The following is an 18,657-nucleotide window of genomic DNA, read 5'->3' as shown; positions in this document are numbered from 1 at the left end:
CATGGCAGTCACTGCCGCTCCTCAGCAGCACGCGCTTCAGCAGCTCTACCTCGATCACCACGGCTGGCTGCATGGCTGGTTGTGGCGGCGCATGGGCTGCACGCAGAGCGCTGCCGACCTGGCGCAGGACACCTTCCTCCGCGTACTGAGCAAGGAGCGCGACCTCTCGCCGGTCCGCGATCCGCGCGCCTACCTCTCCACCATCGCCCACTCGTTGCTGGTCAATCACTGGCGGCGCCTGGCGATCGAACGCGCCTACCTGGAATCGCTGGCCCAGCAGGCCACCCACTACGCGCCGTCACCGGAAGAGCGCGAGCTGATCATGGCCACGCTGCTGGAGATCGACGCCATGTTGCGGCGCCTGCCGAGCAAGGTGCGCGACGCGTTCCTCATGGCTCAGCTCGACGGCCTGACCTACGCGGTGATCGCCGACAAGCTCGGCGTTTCCGAACGCATGGTCAAGAAGTACATGGCGCAAGCCATGCTGCACTGCCTGACACTGGTGGCGGAATGAACGTCGCCGGCGCCGGCTCGATCGATTTCGCAGTGCTGCAGCAGGCCGCCGAATGGTTCGCCGTGCTGCGCGCCGAAACGGTGGCGGAGCATGATCGGCTGGCCTGGCAGCGCTGGCTGGAGGCGCAGCCGCAACATCGCCTGGCGTGGCAGCGGGTCGAGCACATCAGTGGCCAGTTCGAACGGCTGCCGCAGCGCCAGGCCGCGCGTTCGGCGCTGCAGGCGCGCGGAGTGAACCGTCGCCAGGCGGTGAAGATGCTCTCGCTGCTGTGCGGCGGCGGGGCGTTGCTCCACGCCGCCCGCGCGCGGCCGTGGCAGGCCTGGCAGGCGGATCAGCGCACCGCGGTAGGCGAAGTGCGTGAAGGGCTGCTCAGCGACGGCAGTCGCCTGTGGCTGAACACCGACAGCGCCGTGGATGTCGCCTTCAGTTCGGCGGAACGGCGCTTGGCTCTGTACCGCGGCGAGCTGCTGGTTGAGACGGCGGGTGAAGCGCGGCCGTTCAGTGTCGAGACCGCCAGCGGTCGCGTGCAGGTCGCAGGCGCACGCTTCGGCGTCCGCGAACGTGACGGCGCCACCCTGGTGCTGGCCTACGAGGGTGCCCTGGAGGTGTTCGCCACCCGTCTGGGCTGGCGTCAACGCGTCGAAGCCGGTGAGCAGCTGTCGTTCAGCGCCGATCATCTTGATCGGCCGACGCCACTGCGCCTCGGCGCGCAGGCCTGGACCCATGGCGTGCTGCAGGCCGACGACATGCGCCTGACCGATTTCATCGACGAGCTGGCGCGCTATCAGCACGGCCACCTGGGCTGCGACCCGCGGGTGGCGGAGCTGCGTCTGGTCGGCGCCTTCCCGCTGGCCGACCGGGCGCGCATCTTCACCGCGCTCGAGGCCAGTCTGCCGGTCAGGGTGGTGCAGCGTCTGCCCTGGTGGATCACCGTCGAACCCCGCCAGGCCTAGCGGCCGCCACAGCTCAACAGCCGCTCATTAGTCACGCCGAAAAATACTTCACTGCAGCGGTTCCCTTTTTCCCTTCTCGATTGGCTCAAGGCACAGATGACTTTGCCTTTCGCCCCTTCCATCGAGATCGAGGACGCTTCAATGCCCACCCGTCACCCGCACCCGACCTTGCGCCAGGCAATTCGCGCCGCGCTGTTTGTCCTGCCGCTGGCTGCCTTGCAACCGGCGCTGCTGAGTGCTGCCGAGGCTCCGGACAGCCAGCAGAGTCTGCGCAGCTACGCGATCCCGGCCGGGCCGCTGTCCAGCGTGCTCAGCCGCTTCGCCAGCGAGGCGCAGATTCTCCTGGCAGTCGACGGGCAACTCACCGCCGGCAAGCACAGCCCCGGCCTGCAGGGCCAGTACTCAGCCGAGGCAGGCCTGGCCCGGCTGCTCCAGGGCAGCGGCCTGCAGGTGGTGCGCGACAGCGCTGGCGGCTACTCGCTGATCGCCCAGGCGGACGGCGACGCCCTGGCGCTCCCGGCCACCGCGGTGAAGGGCTTCGCCCTGGGCAACGCGTTGGGCAGCATGCAGGGCTACAACGCCACCCACAGCAGCGTGGCGACCAAGACCAGCATGCCGCTGCTGCAGACCTCGCAAGCGGTGTCGGTGGTGACCCGCCAGCAGATGGACGACCAGGGTTCGCGCACCGTGTCCGAAGCGATGCGCTACGCCCCTGGTGTGCTGACCAACCCGTACGGCGCCACCCATCGCTACGACTACGTGGCGATGCGCGGCTTCAATGACGGCTCGGTCGACAACATCATCGTCGACGGCCTGAAGTCGATGGGCGACGCCGGCACCTACAGCAGCCTGCAGGTCGATCCCTACTTCATCGAGCGCATCGACATCCTCAAGGGCCCCTCGTCGGTGCTCTACGGGCGCAGCAACCCCGGTGGTCTCGCCGCCATCACCACCAAGCGCCCGGAGTTCCAGGAGCACCGCGAAGTGCAGCTGGGCGTTGGCAGCCATGACTACAAGAGCGTCGGTTTCGACCTGACCGGTCCGCTCAGCGAGCAGATCGCCTACCGCGTGGTCGGCCTGGCCAAGGACACCGATACCCAGTTCGATTACACCGAGGAAACCCGCTACACGCTGATGCCCAGCGTGGCGCTCAACTTCAGCGAAGACACCTCGCTGAACCTCTACGCCTACCTGCAGAGCGATCCGCAGGGCGGCTACCACGGCGGCCTGCCGGCCTCCGGCACGCTCTATCCGCACACCAACGGCCAGCGTATCTCCGAGCACTTCTTCGAGGGCGAACCGGGCCTGGACACCGCCTCGCGCGACCAGCAGATGTTCGGCTACGAGCTGGAACATCGCTTCAACGAGGTGTGGAGCGCGCGACAGAACTTCCGCTACCTGGACTCCACGATGACCGTGGACCAGATCTACGCCTACGGCTACGACATCTACACGCCGAGTCCCAACGAGCTATATCGCCAGTACACCGGCGCCGAGGAAGCGCTGCACTCGTGGATCGTCGACAACATGCTGCAGGCGGAATTCTTCACCGGCGCGGCGGCGCACACCCTGGTCATGGGCCTCGACTACCAGCGCATGAAGACCGTGGTGGACTGGACCAACGGTTCGGCCAGCAACCTCGATCCGTTCAACCCGGTGTACGGCAATGACCAGGTGAGCTTCTTCGCTCCGTTCGACCTGTACAGCTACCTGCGCCGCAAGGAGCAGACCGGCCTGTACGTGCAGGACCTGATCGAGTCGGGCAATTGGAACATCTCGCTGGGCCTGCGCAACGACTGGTTCGATGTCTCCGAAGAGAACCGTGTCGACGAGTACAGCTTCACCACCGGCGACGTGGTACGCCCGGCGGGCACCGAGAACTCGCTGACCGACAACAAGGTGACCGGCCGCGCGGGCGTGCTGTACCGCTTCGACAACGGCATCGCGCCGTACATCAGCTACTCCGAGTCGTTCAACCCGTCGACCTACAGCGACGCCGCCGGCAGCCTGATCGAGCCGTCCGAGGGCAAGCAGTGGGAGCTTGGCGTGAAGTACCAGCCGGAGGGCACCGACGACCTGTACACCGTGTCGCTGTTCGACATCCGCCAGCAGAACGTCGCCACCAAACTGGCCAACGAAGACTTCTACCGCAATGCTGGCGAGGTGGAATCCAAGGGCCTCGAGCTGGAAGGGCGCATGCAGCTCACCGACAGCCTCAGCCTGCTGGGCAGCTACACCTACACCGACGTCGAGTACAGCAAGAGCTACTTCAGCACCGACCTGGGCGGCGTGCAGAGCGACGTGAAGGGCAACACCCCGTCGCAGACCCCGGAACACATGGCCAGCCTGTGGGCCGACTACCGCTTCCACGACGGCGTACTGGCCGGCCTGGGCGCGGGTGCCGGCGTGCGCTACGTCGGCAAGAGCTGGGCGGACGCCGAGAACACCGTGCACGTGCCGTCCTACACCCTGTACGACGCCTCGCTCAGCTATGACCTCGCCTACGTGGGGCTGAAGGGCACTTCGTTGCGCCTCAACGCCAACAACCTGCTCAACGAGAAGTACGTCGCCTCGTGCGGCAACCTCAACTACTGCTATTACGGCGAGGAGCGCAGCGTCGTCGCCACTGTCACCCAGCAGTTCTAAGTCACTCGCCAAGCCGTCGGTCCGTCAGGGCGGCGGCTTTGTGCTGTCTGCGGGCCGCGCTTTGCCGGATATGACCGCAGCCTTGTCTTGAAAACCAAGCAAGCGCTCGGTTAGGGTGATGGAAACCCAACCGGAGCAGCCCGATGTCCGCCTTCCAGGAATACTTCGACGAGTCCCATCAACTGGTACGCGATTCCGTGCGACGTTTCGTCGAGCGGGAAATCCTGCCGCACGTCGCCGACTGGGAGGAGGCCGAAGAGTTTCCCCGCGAGCTGTACCTCAAGGCCGGCGCCGCTGGCATCCTCGGTATCGGCTATCCGGAGCAGTACGGCGGCAGCCACGAAGGCGATCTGTTCGCCAAGGTGGCGGCCAGCGAGGAGCTGATGCGCAGCGGCTCCGGCGGTCTGGTGGCCGGTCTCGGTTCGCTGGATATCGGCCTGCCGCCGGTGGTCAAGTGGGCCAAGCCGGCGCTGCGTGAGCGCATCGTTCCCGAGGTGCTGAGCGGCGAGAAGATCATGGCCCTGGCCGTCACCGAGCCCTCCGGCGGCTCCGACGTGGCCAACCTGAAGACCCGCGCGGTGCGCGACGGCGATTTTTACCGGGTCACCGGCAGCAAGACCTTCATCACCAGCGGCGTGCGCGCCGACTACTACAGCGTGGCGGTGCGCACCGGCGGCGAGGGCTTTGGCGGGGTCAGTCTGCTCCTGATCGAGAAGGGCACGCCGGGTTTCACCGTCGGCCGCAGGCTGAAGAAGATGGGCTGGTGGGCGTCGGACACCGCCGAGCTGTTCTTCGACGACTGCAAGGTGCCGGTGGACAACCTGATCGGCGTGGAGAACGCCGGCTTCGCCTGCATCATGGCCAACTTCCAGAGCGAGCGGCTGGCCCTGGCGATCATGGCCAACATGACCGCCCAGCTGGCGCTTGAGGAGAGCCTCAAGTGGGCGCGTGAGCGCGAGGCGTTCGGCAAGCCGATCGGCAAGTTCCAGGTGCTCAAGCACCGCCTCGCCGAAATGGCCACTCAGCTTGAGGTGTCGCGCGAGTTCACCTACCGCCAGGCGGCGAAGATGGCCGCCGGCAAGAGCGTGATCAAGGAAATCTCCATGGCCAAGAACTTCGCCACCGATATCGCCGACCGCGTCGTCTACGACGCCGTGCAACTGCTCGGCGGCATGGGCTACATGCGCGAAAGCCTGGTCGAACGGCTGTACCGCGACAACCGCATCCTCTCGATCGGCGGCGGTACGCGCGAGGTGATGAACGAGATCATCGCCAAGCAGATGGGCCTGTAGCGGCTGCGCCTTGTCGTCGCCTCAATCGGGAAATTGGCCAAAGGCTCCGCGTGAACGGCAGTTATGGCGCTGACTTGGCGCCGGCCAATCGCCTCTAATCGATAGGAAAGGGCCTGGGTAGACACGCCGCGACCATAGAGTCGCGCGCAGGCCGGTGATTCCTGTCGCGTCGCTGTCGATGCGGCACCCTGATCGAGAAGGCATCCGCGTGAGCAAACCTGAACGCATACCGCTTGTTTATCCCTGTGGCGACGCGCCCGATGCCGGCCAGGTGCGCGAAGTCGCGCCTGGCGTGTTGTGGCTGCGCATGCCGCTGCCGCTGTCGCTGGATCACATCAACCTGTGGGCGGTGGAGGACGGCGACGGCTGGGCGATCTTCGATACCGGCATGTGCACCGCGGACACGCGCGACACCTGGCGCGCCCTGGTCGCCGCCGACGGACCGCTCGGCGGGCGCCGGCTGACGCGCATCTTCGCCACCCACATGCACCCCGATCACATCGGCATGGCCGGCTGGCTGACCCGCAAGTTCAGCTGCGAGCTGTGGATGACCCGCGGCGAGTACATGACCTGCCGCGTGCTGGTCGCCGACACCGGGCGCGAGGCGCCGGCCGAGGGCATCCGCTTCTACCGCCGCGCCGGCTGGGACAACGAGGCGATGGAAACCTACTGCGCGCGCTTCGGCGGCTATGGCAAGCACATCTCGCCGCTGCCGCAGAGCTATCGGCGCCTGCAGGGCGGCCAGGTGCTGCGCATCGGCGCGCACGACTGGCAGGTGGTGATCGGTTCCGGGCACTCGCCGGAGCATGCCTGTTTCTACTGCGCCGAGCTGAACCTGCTGATCTCCGGCGACCAGGTGCTGCCGCGCATCTCGCCGAACGTCTCGGTGTTCCCCACCGAGCCGCATGCCGATCCGATGGGCGAATGGCTGGAGTCGCTGGCTAAGCTCAAGCGCGAGCTGCCTGACGATGTGCTGGTGCTGCCGGCGCACAATGATCCGTTCGAGGGCCTGCACGCGCGCCTGGACCGCCTGGACTCGGGGCATCGCCGCTCGTTCGAGCGCCTGCTCCAGTCGCTGAGCGAGGCACCGAAGCGGGTGGTCGACGTGTTCGGCGCGCTGTTTGCCCGGCCGATCGATGCCGAACTGCTGCCACTGGCCACCGGCGAAGCACTCGCCAACCTCAACTACCTGGTGCAGCGTGGCGCGGTCAGTGTCAGCGAGGATGCGGAGGGCGTGGCCTGGTACCGGGCGACCTGACGGCTCAGGCGAGGTTGCGCAGGCGGGCCAGATCGCGCAGCGGCGGGGCGCCGAACAGCCGGCTGTACTCGCGACTGAACTGCGAGGGGCTTTCGTAACCGACCCGGTAGCTGGCCGCCGATGCCTCCAGGCCTTCGGTGACCATCAGCCGCCGCGCTTCCTGCAGGCGCAGCTGTTTCTGGTACTGCAGCGGGCTGAGCGCGGTGACCGCCTTGAAGCGGTGGTGCAGGGTCGAGGTGCTCAGGTTGACCGTGCGCGCCAGGTCTTCGATGCGCAGTTGCTGGTCATAGTTCTGGTTCAGCCAGTCGATGGCGCGGGCGATGCGGTGGCCCTGGCTGTCGGCCAGGGCGATCTCGTGGAGGATCTGCCCCTGCGGGCTGTGCAGCAGGCGGTAGAAGATCTCGCGCTGGATCAGCGGGGCGAGCATGGCGATGTCGCGCGGCGTCTCCAGCAGGCGCACCAGGCGGATCACCGCGTCGAGCAGCGCGACGTCGAGGCGGTCGACGTACAGCGCGCGCGACGGTCCGCCATTCGGCACGCCGATCGGCCCAGCGTCGGCGATCAGACGAGCGACCTGCGCTGGCTCGAAATCCAGGCGCAGGCTCAGGTACGGCTGCTCCGGGGTGGCCTGGGTGACCTGCCCGGACACCGGCAGGGCGACCGAGGCGACCAGGTAGGTAAGCGGGTCGTAGACGAACCATTCGCTGCCCAGGCGCACGTCCTTCCGCCCTTGGGCAATGATGCACAGGCTCGGTTTGCACAGGCCCTGCACCGGCAGGGTCGGCTCATCGCAGCGCACCAGAAACAGCCCCGGCACCGCCGACTCGTGGACGCCTTCGCTGGGCGTCAGACGGCGCAATAGCACGGCCAGTTCGGCCTGGCGCTGGTCGAGGGCAGGATCGGCGGCGGGTGGGGCAGTGAGGACGGACATGGCGGAACTCCCGGAAGCTGGCTGCAGCTTAGTCCGGGTTTTCAGGCAAGTCTTGGCCGCCCCGGCAAGTGCGCAGGATCAGGCAAGAATCTCCCGGTAATGGGCAATAGCTCAGGTTTCATCGATGTTTCGCTGCGGAGCAGCGTTACGCCTGGCTGCTCGTGGCGTGTTCGACCCGAATTGCACAAAAGCAGGATCAGGCAAGAATGCCGCAGTAACCGCATAACGCGTTCGCCCTCGGCCGCGTAGCCTCTGGACCTGTAGCGACACCCGCCGTCGCCCATCTGAGCCGAGGACACCGACATGTCGAACATCCACAACAAAGTCATCCTGATCACTGGCGCCAGCAGCGGCATCGGCGAAGCCAGTGCCCGCCTGCTGGCCGAGAAGGGCGCCCGCCTGGTCCTCGGTGCGCGGCGTACCGAGCGCCTCGAAGCGCTGGTCGCGGAAATCCGCAACGCCGGCGGCACCGCCGAATACCGCCGCCTCGATGTGACCAGTCGCGAAGACACCCAGGCCTTTATCGATTTCGCCATCGAGTGCTACGGGCGCGTCGACGTGCTGCTCAACAACGCCGGGGTCATGCCGCTCTCCAAGCTCGAGGCGCTGAAGGTCGAGGAGTGGGACAGCATGATCGACGTCAACATCCGCGGCGTGCTGCACGGCATCGCCGCCGCCTTGCCGGTCATGCAGCGCCAGCACGGCGGGCAGTTCATCAACATTGCCTCGATCGGCGCCTACAGCGTGGTGCAGACCGGTGCGGTGTACTGCGCGACCAAGTATGCGGTACGGGCGATCACCGAAGGCCTGCGCCAGGAAGTCGGTGGCGACATCCGAGTGACCCTGGTCTCGCCGGGGGTGGTCGAGTCGGAGCTGGCCGACAGCATTTCCGACCCGCTGGCCCGCGGCGCGATGCAGGAGTTCCGCAAGATTGCCCTGACCCCGGATGCGATTGCCCGCGCCATCGCCTACGCCGTCGAGCAGCCGGCGGATGTCGACGTCAGCGAACTGATCGTGCGTCCCACCGCCAGCCCGTACTAAGCCGCCGCACCTCGGCAGGAGACCGCCATGACCGCCCACCACCTGGCTTACCTGCGTGCCTGCCACGGTCGTTCGGCGCAGCTCGGCGCCGGTCTGCGCGACCTGCAGGAGCCCATCGCGCGGCTGCCCGGCTGCCTGGCGTTCAGCATCGAGCAGCAGGCGGATACGCGCTGGCAGCTGCGCGGTAGCTGGGTGTCGGCCGAGGCGCGGCAGGCGTTCTTCGCCACGCCGCTGCTGCAGGAGCGGCTCAGTGCTCTGCTGCGCGACGGTGTGTTGGCCAGTCTGGAGTGTCAGGAGTTACGCGACGGCTGAGCGCCTGCCGCGCAAAAAAAGCAGAAAGCCCCGGTGCTCAGGCAACCGGGGCTTTTTGCTGGGTGGGCGTGTTACTGCTCGGCAGGGGCGCTGGCCTTGCTCGGCTTCTTCGGCGCGAAGCGTGCGGCCAGGCGCATCGAGCCGACCACCAGGCGCTGGTAGAAGGTCGGCATCAGGCGCTGCATGCCGTCCAGCGCCCAGGCGTCGGCGCCGATCAGGATGCGCCGCTTGTTGCGCAGCACGCCGTTGATGATCACTTCGGCGGCGCGGTCCGGGGTGGTGCGCAGCAGCTGGTCGTTGAACTGCTGGCGCTGCTCCTCGGCATCCTGACCGGTCAGCTTGGTCATGCTTTCGTTCATCCGCGCGGTCTTGGCGATGTTGGTCTTGATCCCGCCGGGGTGCACGCAGCTTGCCGACACGCCGCCGCCGGCCATGTCCAGCTCCTGGCGCAGCGATTCGGTGAAGCCGCGCACGGCGAACTTGGTGGCGTTGTAGGCGCTCATGCCCGGCTGGGCGAACAGCCCGAACACGCTGGAAACGTTGACGATGTGTCCTTCGCCGGCGGCTTTCAGGTAGGGCAGGAACGCCTTGGTGCCATACACCACGCCCCAGAAGTTGATGCCCATGATCCATTCGTAGTCGGCATAGTCGTTGCCCTCGATGGTCCCGCCCTGGGCGACCCCGGCGTTGTTGAAGATCGCGTTGACCCGGCCGTGGTCCTTGACCACCTGCTCGGCCCAGGCGTGCACGGCGTCGCGGTCGGACACGTCGACCCGCGCCTCGGTGACGGTGACGCCCAGTTTGCGTGCCTGTTCGGCGGTCTCGGCCAGGCCGACGGCATTCACGTCGGCCAGCGCCAGGTGGCAGCCCTGGCGGGCGAGGCGGTAGGCGAGCGCGCGACCGATGCCAGAACCTGCGCCGGTGACGGCGGCGACTTTGTTCTCGAAGGATTTCATGCGGTGGCCTCCTCGGCGGCGATGGCGTAGCTCTGGGCAGGGTGGGCGGCGGACTGGCGACTGAAATGATAGGCCGCCGGGTCGAAGTTGCGCGTCAGCATGCGGAAGCGCCAGGTGAAGCCCGGCCAGACCGTGCAGTTGCGGCCGCTGACCGGGTGCAGGTACCAGCTCATGCAGCCGCCGGCGTTCCACACGGTGCTGCCGAGCGAGCCCTGCAGCTTGCCGTTGAACTTGTCCTGCGCCTCGCGCTTGACCTCCAGGCTACGCAGGCGGCGCTGCTTGAGCAGGTCGAGGGCGCCGAGCACGTAGTGGATCTGCGATTCGATCATGTAGACCATCGAGTTGTGGCCGAGGCCGGTATTCGGGCCCATCAGGAAGAACATGCTGGGGAAGCCGGCGGTCAGCGTGCCCTTGTAGGCTTCCGGACCCTGCGGCCAGGTGTCGAGCAGGTCGACGCCGTCGCGGCCGAACACCACGCCGCGCGGCAGCGGGTCGCTGGGGGTGAAGCCGGTGCCGAAGATGATCGCGTCGATCGGGCGTTCCTGGCCGTCGGCGGTGACGATGCTGTTGGCGCGGATTTCCCGGATGCCGTCGGTGACCACGTCGACGTTCGGCTGGGTCAGCGCCGGGTAGTAGTCGTTGGAGATCAGCACGCGCTTGCAGCCCATGGTGTAGTCCGGGGTGACCTTGGCGCGCAGCACCGGGTCCTTGATGTGCTTGTTGATGTACATCTTGCCGACGGTCTGCGCGACCTTGAGCAGCCGCGGGGCAAAGGCGAAGGCGATCACCCGGCTTTCCAGCAGGCCGTAGATCAGCCCGCGCCAGAGTTTCTGCGCCAGCGGGAAGTTGCGGAAGCGGGCGCGCTCGCTGTCGCTGATCGCACGGTCCGGCTTGGGCATGATCCACGGCGCGGTGCGCTGGTAGAGGTCGAGCTGCGCGACCTGCTTCTGGATCTGCGGGACGAACTGGATCGACGAGGCGCCGGTGCCGACCACCGCGACGCGCTTGCCGCTCAGGTCGTAGTCGTGGTTCCACTGCTGGGAGTGGAACACCGTGCCCTTGAACTTCTCCAGGCCCTTGAGCTTGGGGGTCGACGGGGTGGACAGCGCGCCCATGCCGGACACCACGAACTGCGCGGTGTAGCGGTTGCCGGCGGCATCGCTCAGGTGCCACAGCTCGTGCTGCTCATCCCAGCGCAGCTCGCCGATCTCGGTGCCCAGCAGGGTCTTGTCCTGCAGACGGTACTTCTCCCAGCAGCCTTCCAGGTAGCTTTGGATTTCCGGCTGCTTGGCGAACATGCGTGTCCACTTCGGGTTCGGCTCGAAGGAGAAGGAGTACAGGTGCGATTGCACGTCGCAGCCGCAGCCCGGGTAGTTGTTGACCCGCCAGGTGCCGCCGACGCCGGCCTCCTTTTCGAACAGCAGGAAATCGTTCTCGCCTTGCTGCTTCAGGCGGATGGCCATGCCGAGGCCGGAGAAGCCGCTGCCGATGATGGCGATCTTGCAGTGCCGGGCAGTTGTGGGAGGGGTGACGGGTGCATTCATGTGGCCAAGCTCCTGTTATCTTTATTGCTGGCGTATACAGCTGTATACCAATGTAGACATCTGTATACTTGCCGGCAAGAGACACCTCCACAAGCCAACCAAAGGTAGGGGCAGCCATGGATATCGAGGCCAGCGACAGCACGCTCGCGCGGGAACGTAGCGGCGACGCGCCGGGCAAGCGCCTGTTGATGGAGGCAGCGTTACGATTGACCTCGACCAGCCGCAGCCTGAGCAGCCTCGGCCTGCGCGAACTGGCGCGTGAGGCGGGGCTCAACCCGAACACCTTCTACCGGCACTTCAAGGACGTCGACGATCTCGGCATGGCGGTGATCCGCGACATCTCCGTGCAGCTGCGCCAGCCGCTGCGCGACCTGCGCCGCGAGGCGGCCCTGCGCGCGGTGAGCGAGGCCAAAGACAGTGCGCCGCAGCTGTTCGGCATTGACCTCAATCGCGGCCGGCGGGTCTGCCACGAGACCGTGCAGCTGTTCTTCGCCTTCGTCGAGGCGCATCCGGAAGCCTTCATCATCGGTGTGCGCGAACTGCACGGCGCCTCGCCGGTGTTGCGCGCGGCGTTGCAGGAGGTGATGGACGAGTTCGCCGTCGACATGGCCGAGGACACCATTGCCTACAAGCTGTTGCCGGAGCTGGTCAGCCCCAGCGTGGTGCTGCAGATTTCCAGCCTGGTCAGCCGCAACCTGTTCCAGGTGTCGCTCGACTACATCGGTCAGCCGGAGCGCCGCGCGGCGATCTGCGCGTTGGCCGAGGAGGAGATCGTCATGCTGTTCACCGGCGCCAGCGTGCTGCAGGGCATCGGTCAGCTGCGCCTGACCTAGTGTCAGTCTCCTGGCAATAAAAAAGACGGCGTCGCCTTGGGGAAAGCGACGCCGCCAACGTGGGTCGATGAGCTAGCGTGGGTCGATCAGTTGCTGAAGCCGAGGCGCTGCCGCCAGTTCTTCTCGAGCGCCTTGGTCTCGTGGTCGAACGGGTGGAAGCCGGGGCGGTAGTAGTCCAGATAGGGCTTGATCAGCTTGGTGAAGAAGCCATTGCGCGGGCTGAACAGGGTGGTCAGGCCGCGCTTCCAGGCGCTCCAGTTGAACAGCTGGCCGTCCTTGCGCAGCAGGTGAATCTGGAACCAGCCGATCACGCCGAGGAAGATCACCGTGGTCAGCAGCATGGTGATGGTGCGAATGAAGTAGCCGCCGCCGATCGCCTGGTAGGCGTCGTAGCAGACCGCCTTGTGCTCGTTCTCCTCGATCGCGTGCCACATCCACAGCTGGTACATCTTCGGATCGTCGATCTGGGTGGTCAGGTCTTCGCGCTTCAGCAGCTGCTCGGCCATGGTCGCGGTGAAGTGCTCCAGGGCGCAGGTGGCGGCCAGGCGCTGCTTCTTGGTGGTCACCTTGGTGATCCATTCCAGCAGCACCTTGATGCGCAGTTCGAGCTTCTCGAGGTCGATGCCGTGCGCGTTGGCGTATTCGTTGTAGGTCGCGTGTTCCTTGGAGTGCATGGCCTCCTGGCCGATGAAGGCGCTGATGTCCTTCTTCAGCTGCGGATCGGTGATGCGATCACGCACGGCGCGCACGCTGTTGACGAAGAACATCTCGCCATAGGGGAACAGCGACGACAGGTTGTTCATGAACTGGGTCATGAAGGGATCGTCGCTCCACCAGTACTTCTTCGTTTCGGCGAAGCTGAAATCCATGCGCCGCACCGGAAAACTGGCGCTTGGCAGGGAATTGGCAGTAGCTGTGGTCGACATTGCAGGAGTCCTCGCTCTGGGGCGGCGTGTGGGCGCCGCCATTCTTGTTATGAGCATGACCGTGTCGGTTACGACCGTGTCATTGCTTGATGTAACTATTGAGCAAGGCGAGTTTTTGCGCGGCCAACTTTCGGCGGGTTATGGCATGGCGGGGCGTGGCGCCTGGGTAACGATTCGCAGCACATCGAGGTAACCGGGCGGGTTGTCGATCAGGCCGCGCTCGCGCAGCAGGCGATGGGCGCGGGGCAGGCGGAAGTAGGGGACGGCCGCCATCAGGTGATGCTCGATGTGGAAGTTGACGCGGATCGGCGCCACCGTGGCGCGCGCCAGCCAGCCGGCGCGGGTGGTGCGGGTGTTGAGCAGCATGTCGCGGGTGCGCTCGGTGCAGGCGTGTTCGGCCAGCGAGCGGATGCGCATGAACAGACTGTAGGTGGTCAGGTAGGCGAGCAGCCAGACGCCGTACAGCCACAGCTGTCCGCATGCGGCGAGGATGCCGGCCAGCGCGGCGTTGCTCAGCAGCATGCCGCGCATGTTGCGCAGCCCGGCGCGGGCGTAGTCGCTCCAGCGGCGGCCATTGCGCGGCAGGACTTCGACATCTGAGGCGACGGTGTACTTGAGCACGCCGATGTCCATCAGCAGCTGCCCGTACAGGCGCTTGAGGCCGGAGAAGCCGAGCAGGTCACGGGCGAACTTGCGCGCCAGCGAGACCCGGCTGGCCGGGAAGGGTCGCGCCAGGCTCCAGTCCGGATCGAGGTCGGTGCCGGTGTGGCCGTGATGGCGCAGGTGGTGTTCGCGGTAACGCGCCACGTCGACCCAGACGATCCGCGCGCACAGCCAGTCGGTGAGCTTGTCGTTGAGCGCCTTGGTCTTGAACAGCGTGCCATGCGCCGCCTCGTGCATGAGGATCGCCAGGCACAGCTGGCGCCCGCCGAGGACGATCAGTGCGAGGACGAAGGTCAGCGGGTTCGGCCAGATCGCCAACACGGCGAAGGTGGCGGCGATCACCGCCCAGGTGGACAGCACCGCCCACCAGCCGGCCGCGTCGGAGCGGCGGGTGAGTTGCTGGATCTCTTCACGGCTGAAGAAGTCGGTGACTTTCTGGCGGCTGGTCATTGCAGGCTCCTGGTTGTTGTTTTAGTCGGTTCACGGCTGCCGCTGCGCAGGGGCGGGGTGCTGCGATAAAAGCGTTGCCAGAGCTGGTGGCCGATGCGATCGAACTCGCGGACGTCGGCGAAGAATGCGGCGCGCGCCGCTTCGTCGATCATCGGCGCGGGCAGCAGTGGGTCAAACACCACCTGGCGGATCGCCCGGCTGCCAAGCAGGAACGCCTCGCGGGCGGCGACGTCGGTTTCCAGGTCATCGACGCGGGCGAGCCACTCGCGCATCTGTCGGCTCAGCTGGCGGTACTGCTCGAGCAGCGCGGCGGTGTTCCACAGGCGGTCGATCCGCGCCTGGCAGTCGGCGTCGAAATCGTCGGCCCTGAACAGGTAGGCGGCTGGTTCCAGGCCGAGGCCGTGAATGCGCTGGCGCAGGGCGGCGAGGTCGGGCTCCAGGTTGTTCGGGCGCAGGTACAGGCCGCGTTCCAGTTCGCGGAAGCCGAGCAGTTCCAGGGCCCGTTCGCGACGGCGCAGCGCGCCCCGGTCGGTGCGCCCCAGCGCGCCGCACTGGGCCAGCACGTAGCTGCCATCCCAGGTGCGCAGGCGTTGTTCGATGTCGCGCCATGTGGCGATATCGCCGCCCAGTTCGCGGGCCTGCTCGCTGAGCTGATAGCTGCCGCGCCCGGCCGCCTCGATCAGCCCGGCGGCGGACAGGCGCACCAGGGCCACGCGGGCGTTGCTGGCATTGATCTCGAACAACCCGCAGGCGACCACCGCATCGCGCGCGGTCAGCGGCACGCCCTGAGCGGCGAGCAGCAGTTCGAGAATGAGGCTCTTGGCGGTCGGCTGCATTTGTTACTCAAATAATCACTAAATGTTTGTATGAGTAACATTGCCGATTTGCGTGGGTTTGGCAAGCGCGCGTGAACGGCGCACAGCCGCGCGCCGCGCCAGAGCAGGTCTGGCGCGGCGGACGGTGGAAGGCAGGGATGAGGCGGAGCGGCTAGACGCCGCGGCGGATCAACGTTCGTCGAGGGCGAAGGCGGTGAGGCTGAAAGTCGGGATGCCGACGTCCTGCAGGCGCTGCGAGCCGCCGAGTTCGGGCAGGTCGATGATCGCCGCCGCTTCGAACAGGCTGGCGCCCATGCGCCGGACCAGCTTGGCGGCGGCCAGCAGGGTGCCGCCGGTGGCGATCAGGTCATCGAACATCAGCACCGAGTCGCCTTCGCAGAGGCTGTCGGCGTGCACTTCGAGGAAGGCTTCGCCGTACTCGGTCTGGTAGCCCTCGCTGAGCACCTCGGCCGGCAGCTTGCCCTGCTTGCGGAACAACACCAGCGGCTTGTTCAGTTCATAGGCGACGATCGAGCCAATCAGGAAACCGCGCGCATCCATGGCGCCGATGTGGCTGAAATCGGCCTCCACGTAGCGCTGGATGAAGCTGTCGATGACCAGGCGCAGGGCGCGCGGCGACTGGAACAGCGGAGTGATGTCGCGGAACACCACGCCGGGCTTGGGGAAATCCGGCACGGGGCGGATCAGGGTCTTGATGCTGAAGTCGTCGAAAATCATCGTCGGAATTCCGGGCGGGGGAAGGAAACAGTCGGGCCGTTGAAGGCCCGCGATAACGGGGTCAGAGGTCGAGATTGCCGCCGGCCGAGGCGCACAGTTCGATGGCGTCGAGGATGTGCACTTCCTTGCCTTCGGCGCTGATCAGTCCGTTCTGCTGGAAGCGGGTGAACACCCGGGACACCGTTTCCACCGCGAGGCCCAGGTAGTTGCCGATCTCGTTGCGCGACATGGCCAGGCGGAACTGGTTGGCCGAATAGCCGCGGGCACGGAAGCGCGCCGACAGGTTGACCAGGAAGGTGGCGATGCGCTCGTCGGCGGTCTTCTTCGACAGCAGCAGCATCATCTGCTGGTCGTCGCGGATCTCGCGGCTCATCACGCGCATCAACTGGCGACGCAGTTGCGGCAGCTCGGCGGACAGTTCGTCGAGGCGCTCGAAGGGGATCTCGCACACCGAGGTGGTTTCCAGCGCCTGGGCGCTGACCGGGTAGTGTTCGCTGTCCATGCCGGACAGGCCGACCAGTTCGCTAGGCAGGTGGAAGCCGGTCAGTTGCTCGACGCCGTCGTCGCTCAGGCTGAAGGTCTTGAGGCTGCCAGAACGCACGGCGAACACCGAGCCGAACGGTTCGCCCTGACGGAACAGGAATTCGCCTTTCTTCAGCGGCCGCCCGCGTTTGACGATTTCGTCGAGGGCGTCCATGTCTGCGAGGTCGAGGGACAAGGGCAGGCACAGGCTGGCCAGACTGCAATCCTTGCAATTCACCTGGGGCAAGGTGCGAACCTTGATGATCTCTGACATGCGGGCATTCCTGGAGGTACACGGACAGAGTGCAAGGGTACTCCAGGGGGGAGGGTCCTGCCAGTTTGGGAGGCGCCAATCTGACCCGCGATTCAAGTCCTCCAAGCCGTGGCCGACACAGTGCGCGTAGCCTTGCACGGAGTGTTGCCTGATGTTGCGCGTCCAATCCGTGGGCCTGGTCCAGTCGCTGGCCAGCGCCCAGCAACGCCGTTCGACCCCGGCCACCACGCTCAGCGAGGCGATGGCCGGGGTGCGCGTGACCCTGTCGGAACTGGGGCGCAGCAAGGCCGCCAGCAAGGACTCGGACATCGACGACAGCAGCCTGCCGGATGCAATCAAGGCCAGCCTCAAGCTGATCCGCGCCCTGAAGCAGCAGATCGCCGACAAGCTGCTGGAGCTGCAGGCGGTGATGCGTGAGCAGGCGCTCGACAAGGAAGCGCGGCTGCAGCGCACCTCGGCGCTGCAAGGCGAGCTGGCGGTGCTGAATGGCGCGCTGGTCGGCGCCATGGCCGACCTCGCCAAGGCGGTCAAGGACGCCGGCCTGGATGCCGGGCAGATGGCCGAGCTGAGCCAGTTGTCGCTGCGCTGAGCGGCGCCGGCGGGGATTCAGATCACTCGCGAGTAACGCGGGCGTTCCTGCTGGATCAGGTAACCGTCGAACAGCATCGCCACGGCGCGGACCAGCAGGCGGCCAGCCGGCAGCACGCGGATGCTGCGCTCGCCGAGCGCGATCAGGCCGTCGCTGGCCATGCTCTGCAGTTGCGGCCAGAGGTCGGCGAAGTAGCTGGGGAAGTACAGCTCGAAGCGCGCTTCGATGGCAGAGAAATCCACGCGGTAGTCGCACATCAAACCGTGGATCACCGCGGCACGCACTTCGTCGTCGACGCTGCTGTGTAGGCCGCGGCAGACCGCCAGCTGGCCGGTGTCGAGGTGGTTCTGGTACTGCACCAGGTTGCTGTCGTTCTGGCAGTACAGCGAACCGACATGGCTGATCGCGGAGACGCCCAGGCCGATCAGGTCGCAATGGCCGTGCGTGGTGTAGCCCTGGAAGTTGCGTTGCAGGCGGCCGTCTTCCTGGGCCATCGCCAGGTCGTCGTCGGGCAGGGCGAAATGGTCCATGCCGATGTGCCGGTAGCCGGCGGCCTGCAGTTGCTGGATGGTGGTCTCCAGCATGCTCAGCTTGTCCGCCGGCGACGGCAGCTCGGCGGGGTTGATGCGCCGCTGCGGCATGAAGCGCTCCGGCAGGTGCGCGTAGTTAAACACCGAGAGTCGGTCGGGCTGCAGGGCGATCACTTCGTCGACGGTACGCGCGAAGCTGGCCGGCGTCTGCTTGGGCAGGCCGTAGATCAGGTCGATGTTCAGCGAGCGGAATTGCAGGGTGCGCGCGGCATCGACGATGGCGCGGGTTTCCTCGAGGGTCTGCAGGCGGTTCACTGCACGCTGCACTTCCGGGTCGAGGTCCTGCACGCCGAGGCTGACGCGGTTGAAGCCGAGCTCGCGGAGCAGGCCCATGGTCGCCCAGTCGGCCTCGCGCGGATCGATCTCGATGCTGTAGTCGGCGCGGTCGTCGTCCAGCAGGTTGAAGTTGCGGCGCAGCTCGGCCATCAACTGGCGCAGTTGCGCGTGGTCGAGGAAGGTCGGTGTGCCGCCGCCGAAATGCAGCTGCTCGACCACCTGATCGTGGTCGAGGTGGCGGCCGATGATGCTCATCTCGTGGATCAGCCGCTGCAGGTACGGCGCGCTGCGGCTGCGGTCCTTGGTCACCACCTTGTTGCAGGCGCAGTAGTAGCAGACGTGCGCGCAGAACGGGATGTGCAGGTACAGCGACAGTGCGCGGCGCGCCTTGCGGCTGTCGCGCAGGGCGTGGAACAGCTCGAACGGGCCGACGCCGGGGTGGAACTGCATGGCGGTCGGGTACGAGGTGTAGCGCGGGCCGGCTTGATCGTAGCGGCGGATCAGGTCAGCGTCCCAATGAATTGATTCGAGCAT

General features: G+C 66.4%; 18 protein-coding genes. 9 read left to right on the top strand and 9 right to left on the bottom strand.

The window, feature by feature from the left end; all coding sequences use genetic code 11:
• Position 1: 1 nt before the first annotated feature.
• The 5 genes from JQX08_RS01955 to JQX08_RS01935 all read left to right on the top strand — a co-directional run bounded on the left by JQX08_RS01955 (position 2) and on the right by JQX08_RS01935 (position 6,663).
• Entirely contained in the window at positions 2-514 is a 513-nt protein-coding gene (locus JQX08_RS01955) for a sigma-70 family RNA polymerase sigma factor (protein WP_204914328.1), read from the top strand.
• Positions 511-1,467: a FecR domain-containing protein gene (locus JQX08_RS01950; RefSeq protein ID WP_204914326.1), complete on the top strand. Its 957-nt coding sequence runs from the start codon at positions 511-513 to the stop codon at positions 1,465-1,467. The genes JQX08_RS01955 and JQX08_RS01950 overlap by 4 nt, the downstream gene beginning before the upstream one ends.
• Positions 1,468-1,608: 141 nt before the next feature.
• Entirely contained in the window at positions 1,609-4,113 is a 2,505-nt protein-coding gene (locus JQX08_RS01945; protein WP_204914325.1) for a TonB-dependent siderophore receptor, read from the top strand.
• 143 nt (positions 4,114-4,256) lie between these two features.
• Positions 4,257-5,405 carry an acyl-CoA dehydrogenase family protein gene (locus JQX08_RS01940; protein WP_204914324.1) on the top strand — a complete coding sequence of 383 codons (1,149 nt, stop codon included), beginning with the start codon at positions 4,257-4,259 and terminating at the stop codon, positions 5,403-5,405.
• Between the two features lie 208 nt (positions 5,406-5,613).
• A complete protein-coding gene (locus JQX08_RS01935) occupies positions 5,614-6,663 on the top strand; it encodes an MBL fold metallo-hydrolase (protein ID WP_346727569.1) in 1,050 nt (349 codons plus the stop codon).
• A gap of 4 nt (positions 6,664-6,667) precedes the next feature.
• Here JQX08_RS01935 and JQX08_RS01930 read toward each other — a convergent pair whose 3' ends face one another.
• On the bottom strand, positions 6,668-7,594 hold the full coding sequence (locus JQX08_RS01930; RefSeq protein ID WP_204914322.1) for an AraC family transcriptional regulator: 927 nt from the start codon (positions 7,592-7,594) through the stop codon (positions 6,668-6,670).
• 303 nt (positions 7,595-7,897) lie between these two features.
• On the opposite strand from JQX08_RS01930, the gene JQX08_RS01925 reads away from it, so the two are divergent.
• Together JQX08_RS01925 and JQX08_RS01920 are read left to right on the top strand one after the other, a co-directional pair.
• Positions 7,898-8,635 carry an SDR family oxidoreductase gene (locus JQX08_RS01925; protein WP_204914321.1) on the top strand — a complete coding sequence of 246 codons (738 nt, stop codon included), beginning with the start codon at positions 7,898-7,900 and terminating at the stop codon, positions 8,633-8,635.
• 27 nt (positions 8,636-8,662) lie between these two features.
• Positions 8,663-8,947, top strand: a complete 285-nt coding sequence (locus JQX08_RS01920) for a putative quinol monooxygenase (protein WP_204914320.1) — start codon at positions 8,663-8,665, stop codon at positions 8,945-8,947.
• A gap of 71 nt (positions 8,948-9,018) precedes the next feature.
• Here the strand turns inward: JQX08_RS01920 and JQX08_RS01915 are convergent, their stop codons facing one another.
• Positions 9,019-9,903: an SDR family NAD(P)-dependent oxidoreductase gene (locus JQX08_RS01915; RefSeq protein WP_204914319.1), complete on the bottom strand. Its 885-nt coding sequence runs from the start codon at positions 9,901-9,903 to the stop codon at positions 9,019-9,021.
• The gene (locus JQX08_RS01910) at positions 9,900-11,447 is read right to left on the bottom strand and encodes a flavin-containing monooxygenase (protein ID WP_204914316.1); all 1,548 of its coding nucleotides are present in this window, start codon (positions 11,445-11,447) and stop codon (positions 9,900-9,902) included. The genes JQX08_RS01915 and JQX08_RS01910 overlap by 4 nt, the downstream gene beginning before the upstream one ends.
• 116 nt (positions 11,448-11,563) lie before the next feature.
• Between JQX08_RS01910 and JQX08_RS01905 the strand changes: the two genes are divergently transcribed.
• A complete protein-coding gene (locus tag JQX08_RS01905) occupies positions 11,564-12,280 on the top strand; it encodes a TetR family transcriptional regulator (RefSeq protein ID WP_204914315.1) in 717 nt (238 codons plus the stop codon).
• An 86-nt stretch (positions 12,281-12,366) separates the two neighbouring features.
• On the opposite strand, the gene JQX08_RS01900 is transcribed toward JQX08_RS01905, so the two are convergent.
• The 5 genes from JQX08_RS01900 to fnr form a co-directional block, all read right to left on the bottom strand.
• Positions 12,367-13,206, bottom strand: coding sequence for a metal-dependent hydrolase (locus JQX08_RS01900; RefSeq protein ID WP_204914314.1), 840 nt, complete (start codon positions 13,204-13,206; stop codon positions 12,367-12,369).
• Positions 13,207-13,344: 138 nt separating this feature from the next.
• Positions 13,345-14,319, bottom strand: a complete 975-nt coding sequence (locus JQX08_RS01895; RefSeq protein ID WP_204914313.1) for a fatty acid desaturase family protein — start codon at positions 14,317-14,319, stop codon at positions 13,345-13,347.
• Positions 14,316-15,155, bottom strand: a complete 840-nt coding sequence (locus JQX08_RS01890; RefSeq protein ID WP_204914312.1) for a PaaX family transcriptional regulator C-terminal domain-containing protein — start codon at positions 15,153-15,155, stop codon at positions 14,316-14,318. Before JQX08_RS01890 ends, JQX08_RS01895 begins: the two co-directional genes overlap by 4 nt.
• Before the next feature lie 168 nt (positions 15,156-15,323).
• Entirely contained in the window at positions 15,324-15,872 is a 549-nt protein-coding gene (locus tag JQX08_RS01885; RefSeq protein ID WP_204914311.1) for an adenine phosphoribosyltransferase, read from the bottom strand.
• A gap of 61 nt (positions 15,873-15,933) precedes the next feature.
• On the bottom strand, positions 15,934-16,668 hold the full coding sequence (gene fnr / locus JQX08_RS01880) for a fumarate/nitrate reduction transcriptional regulator Fnr (protein WP_204914310.1): 735 nt from the start codon (positions 16,666-16,668) through the stop codon (positions 15,934-15,936).
• A 151-nt stretch (positions 16,669-16,819) separates the two neighbouring features.
• On the opposite strand from fnr, the gene JQX08_RS01875 reads away from it, so the two are divergent.
• Positions 16,820-17,257: a hypothetical protein gene (locus tag JQX08_RS01875; protein ID WP_239481948.1), complete on the top strand. Its 438-nt coding sequence runs from the start codon at positions 16,820-16,822 to the stop codon at positions 17,255-17,257.
• A 17-nt stretch (positions 17,258-17,274) separates the two neighbouring features.
• Here the strand turns inward: JQX08_RS01875 and hemN are convergent, their stop codons facing one another.
• A complete protein-coding gene (hemN, locus tag JQX08_RS01870) occupies positions 17,275-18,657 on the bottom strand; it encodes an oxygen-independent coproporphyrinogen III oxidase (RefSeq protein ID WP_204914309.1) in 1,383 nt (460 codons plus the stop codon).

The organism is Zestomonas insulae, assembly GCF_016901015.1.
GTDB lineage: Bacteria > Pseudomonadota > Gammaproteobacteria > Pseudomonadales > Pseudomonadaceae > Aquipseudomonas > Aquipseudomonas insulae.
The sequence above is the reverse complement of the archived record's forward strand: the minus strand, read 5'-3'. Positions and strand labels throughout refer to the sequence as shown.

What these genes read in the sequence shown, in the direction of transcription:
- JQX08_RS01955 (WP_204914328.1), top strand. Translation starts at nt 2, where the DNA reads ATGGCAGTCACTGCCGCTCCTCAGCAGCACGCGCTTCAGCAGCTCTAC.
- JQX08_RS01950 (WP_204914326.1), top strand. Translation starts at nt 511, where the DNA reads ATGAACGTCGCCGGCGCCGGCTCGATCGATTTCGCAGTGCTGCAGCAG.
- JQX08_RS01945 (WP_204914325.1), top strand. Translation starts at nt 1,609, where the DNA reads ATGCCCACCCGTCACCCGCACCCGACCTTGCGCCAGGCAATTCGCGCC.
- JQX08_RS01940 (WP_204914324.1), top strand. Translation starts at nt 4,257, where the DNA reads ATGTCCGCCTTCCAGGAATACTTCGACGAGTCCCATCAACTGGTACGC.
- JQX08_RS01930 (WP_204914322.1), bottom strand. Translation starts at nt 7,594, where the DNA reads ATGTCCGTCCTCACTGCCCCACCCGCCGCCGATCCTGCCCTCGACCAG.
- JQX08_RS01925 (WP_204914321.1), top strand. Translation starts at nt 7,898, where the DNA reads ATGTCGAACATCCACAACAAAGTCATCCTGATCACTGGCGCCAGCAGC.
- JQX08_RS01920 (WP_204914320.1), top strand. Translation starts at nt 8,663, where the DNA reads ATGACCGCCCACCACCTGGCTTACCTGCGTGCCTGCCACGGTCGTTCG.
- JQX08_RS01915 (WP_204914319.1), bottom strand. Translation starts at nt 9,903, where the DNA reads ATGAAATCCTTCGAGAACAAAGTCGCCGCCGTCACCGGCGCAGGTTCT.
- JQX08_RS01910 (WP_204914316.1), bottom strand. Translation starts at nt 11,447, where the DNA reads ATGAATGCACCCGTCACCCCTCCCACAACTGCCCGGCACTGCAAGATC.
- JQX08_RS01905 (WP_204914315.1), top strand. Translation starts at nt 11,564, where the DNA reads ATGGATATCGAGGCCAGCGACAGCACGCTCGCGCGGGAACGTAGCGGC.
- JQX08_RS01900 (WP_204914314.1), bottom strand. Translation starts at nt 13,206, where the DNA reads ATGTCGACCACAGCTACTGCCAATTCCCTGCCAAGCGCCAGTTTTCCG.
- JQX08_RS01895 (WP_204914313.1), bottom strand. Translation starts at nt 14,319, where the DNA reads ATGACCAGCCGCCAGAAAGTCACCGACTTCTTCAGCCGTGAAGAGATC.
- JQX08_RS01890 (WP_204914312.1), bottom strand. Translation starts at nt 15,155, where the DNA reads ATGCAGCCGACCGCCAAGAGCCTCATTCTCGAACTGCTGCTCGCCGCT.
- JQX08_RS01885 (WP_204914311.1), bottom strand. Translation starts at nt 15,872, where the DNA reads ATGATTTTCGACGACTTCAGCATCAAGACCCTGATCCGCCCCGTGCCG.
- fnr (WP_204914310.1), bottom strand. Translation starts at nt 16,668, where the DNA reads ATGTCAGAGATCATCAAGGTTCGCACCTTGCCCCAGGTGAATTGCAAG.
- JQX08_RS01875 (WP_239481948.1), top strand. Translation starts at nt 16,820, where the DNA reads ATGTTGCGCGTCCAATCCGTGGGCCTGGTCCAGTCGCTGGCCAGCGCC.
- hemN (WP_204914309.1), bottom strand. Translation starts at nt 18,657, where the DNA reads ATGCTCGAATCAATTCATTGGGACGCTGACCTGATCCGCCGCTACGAT.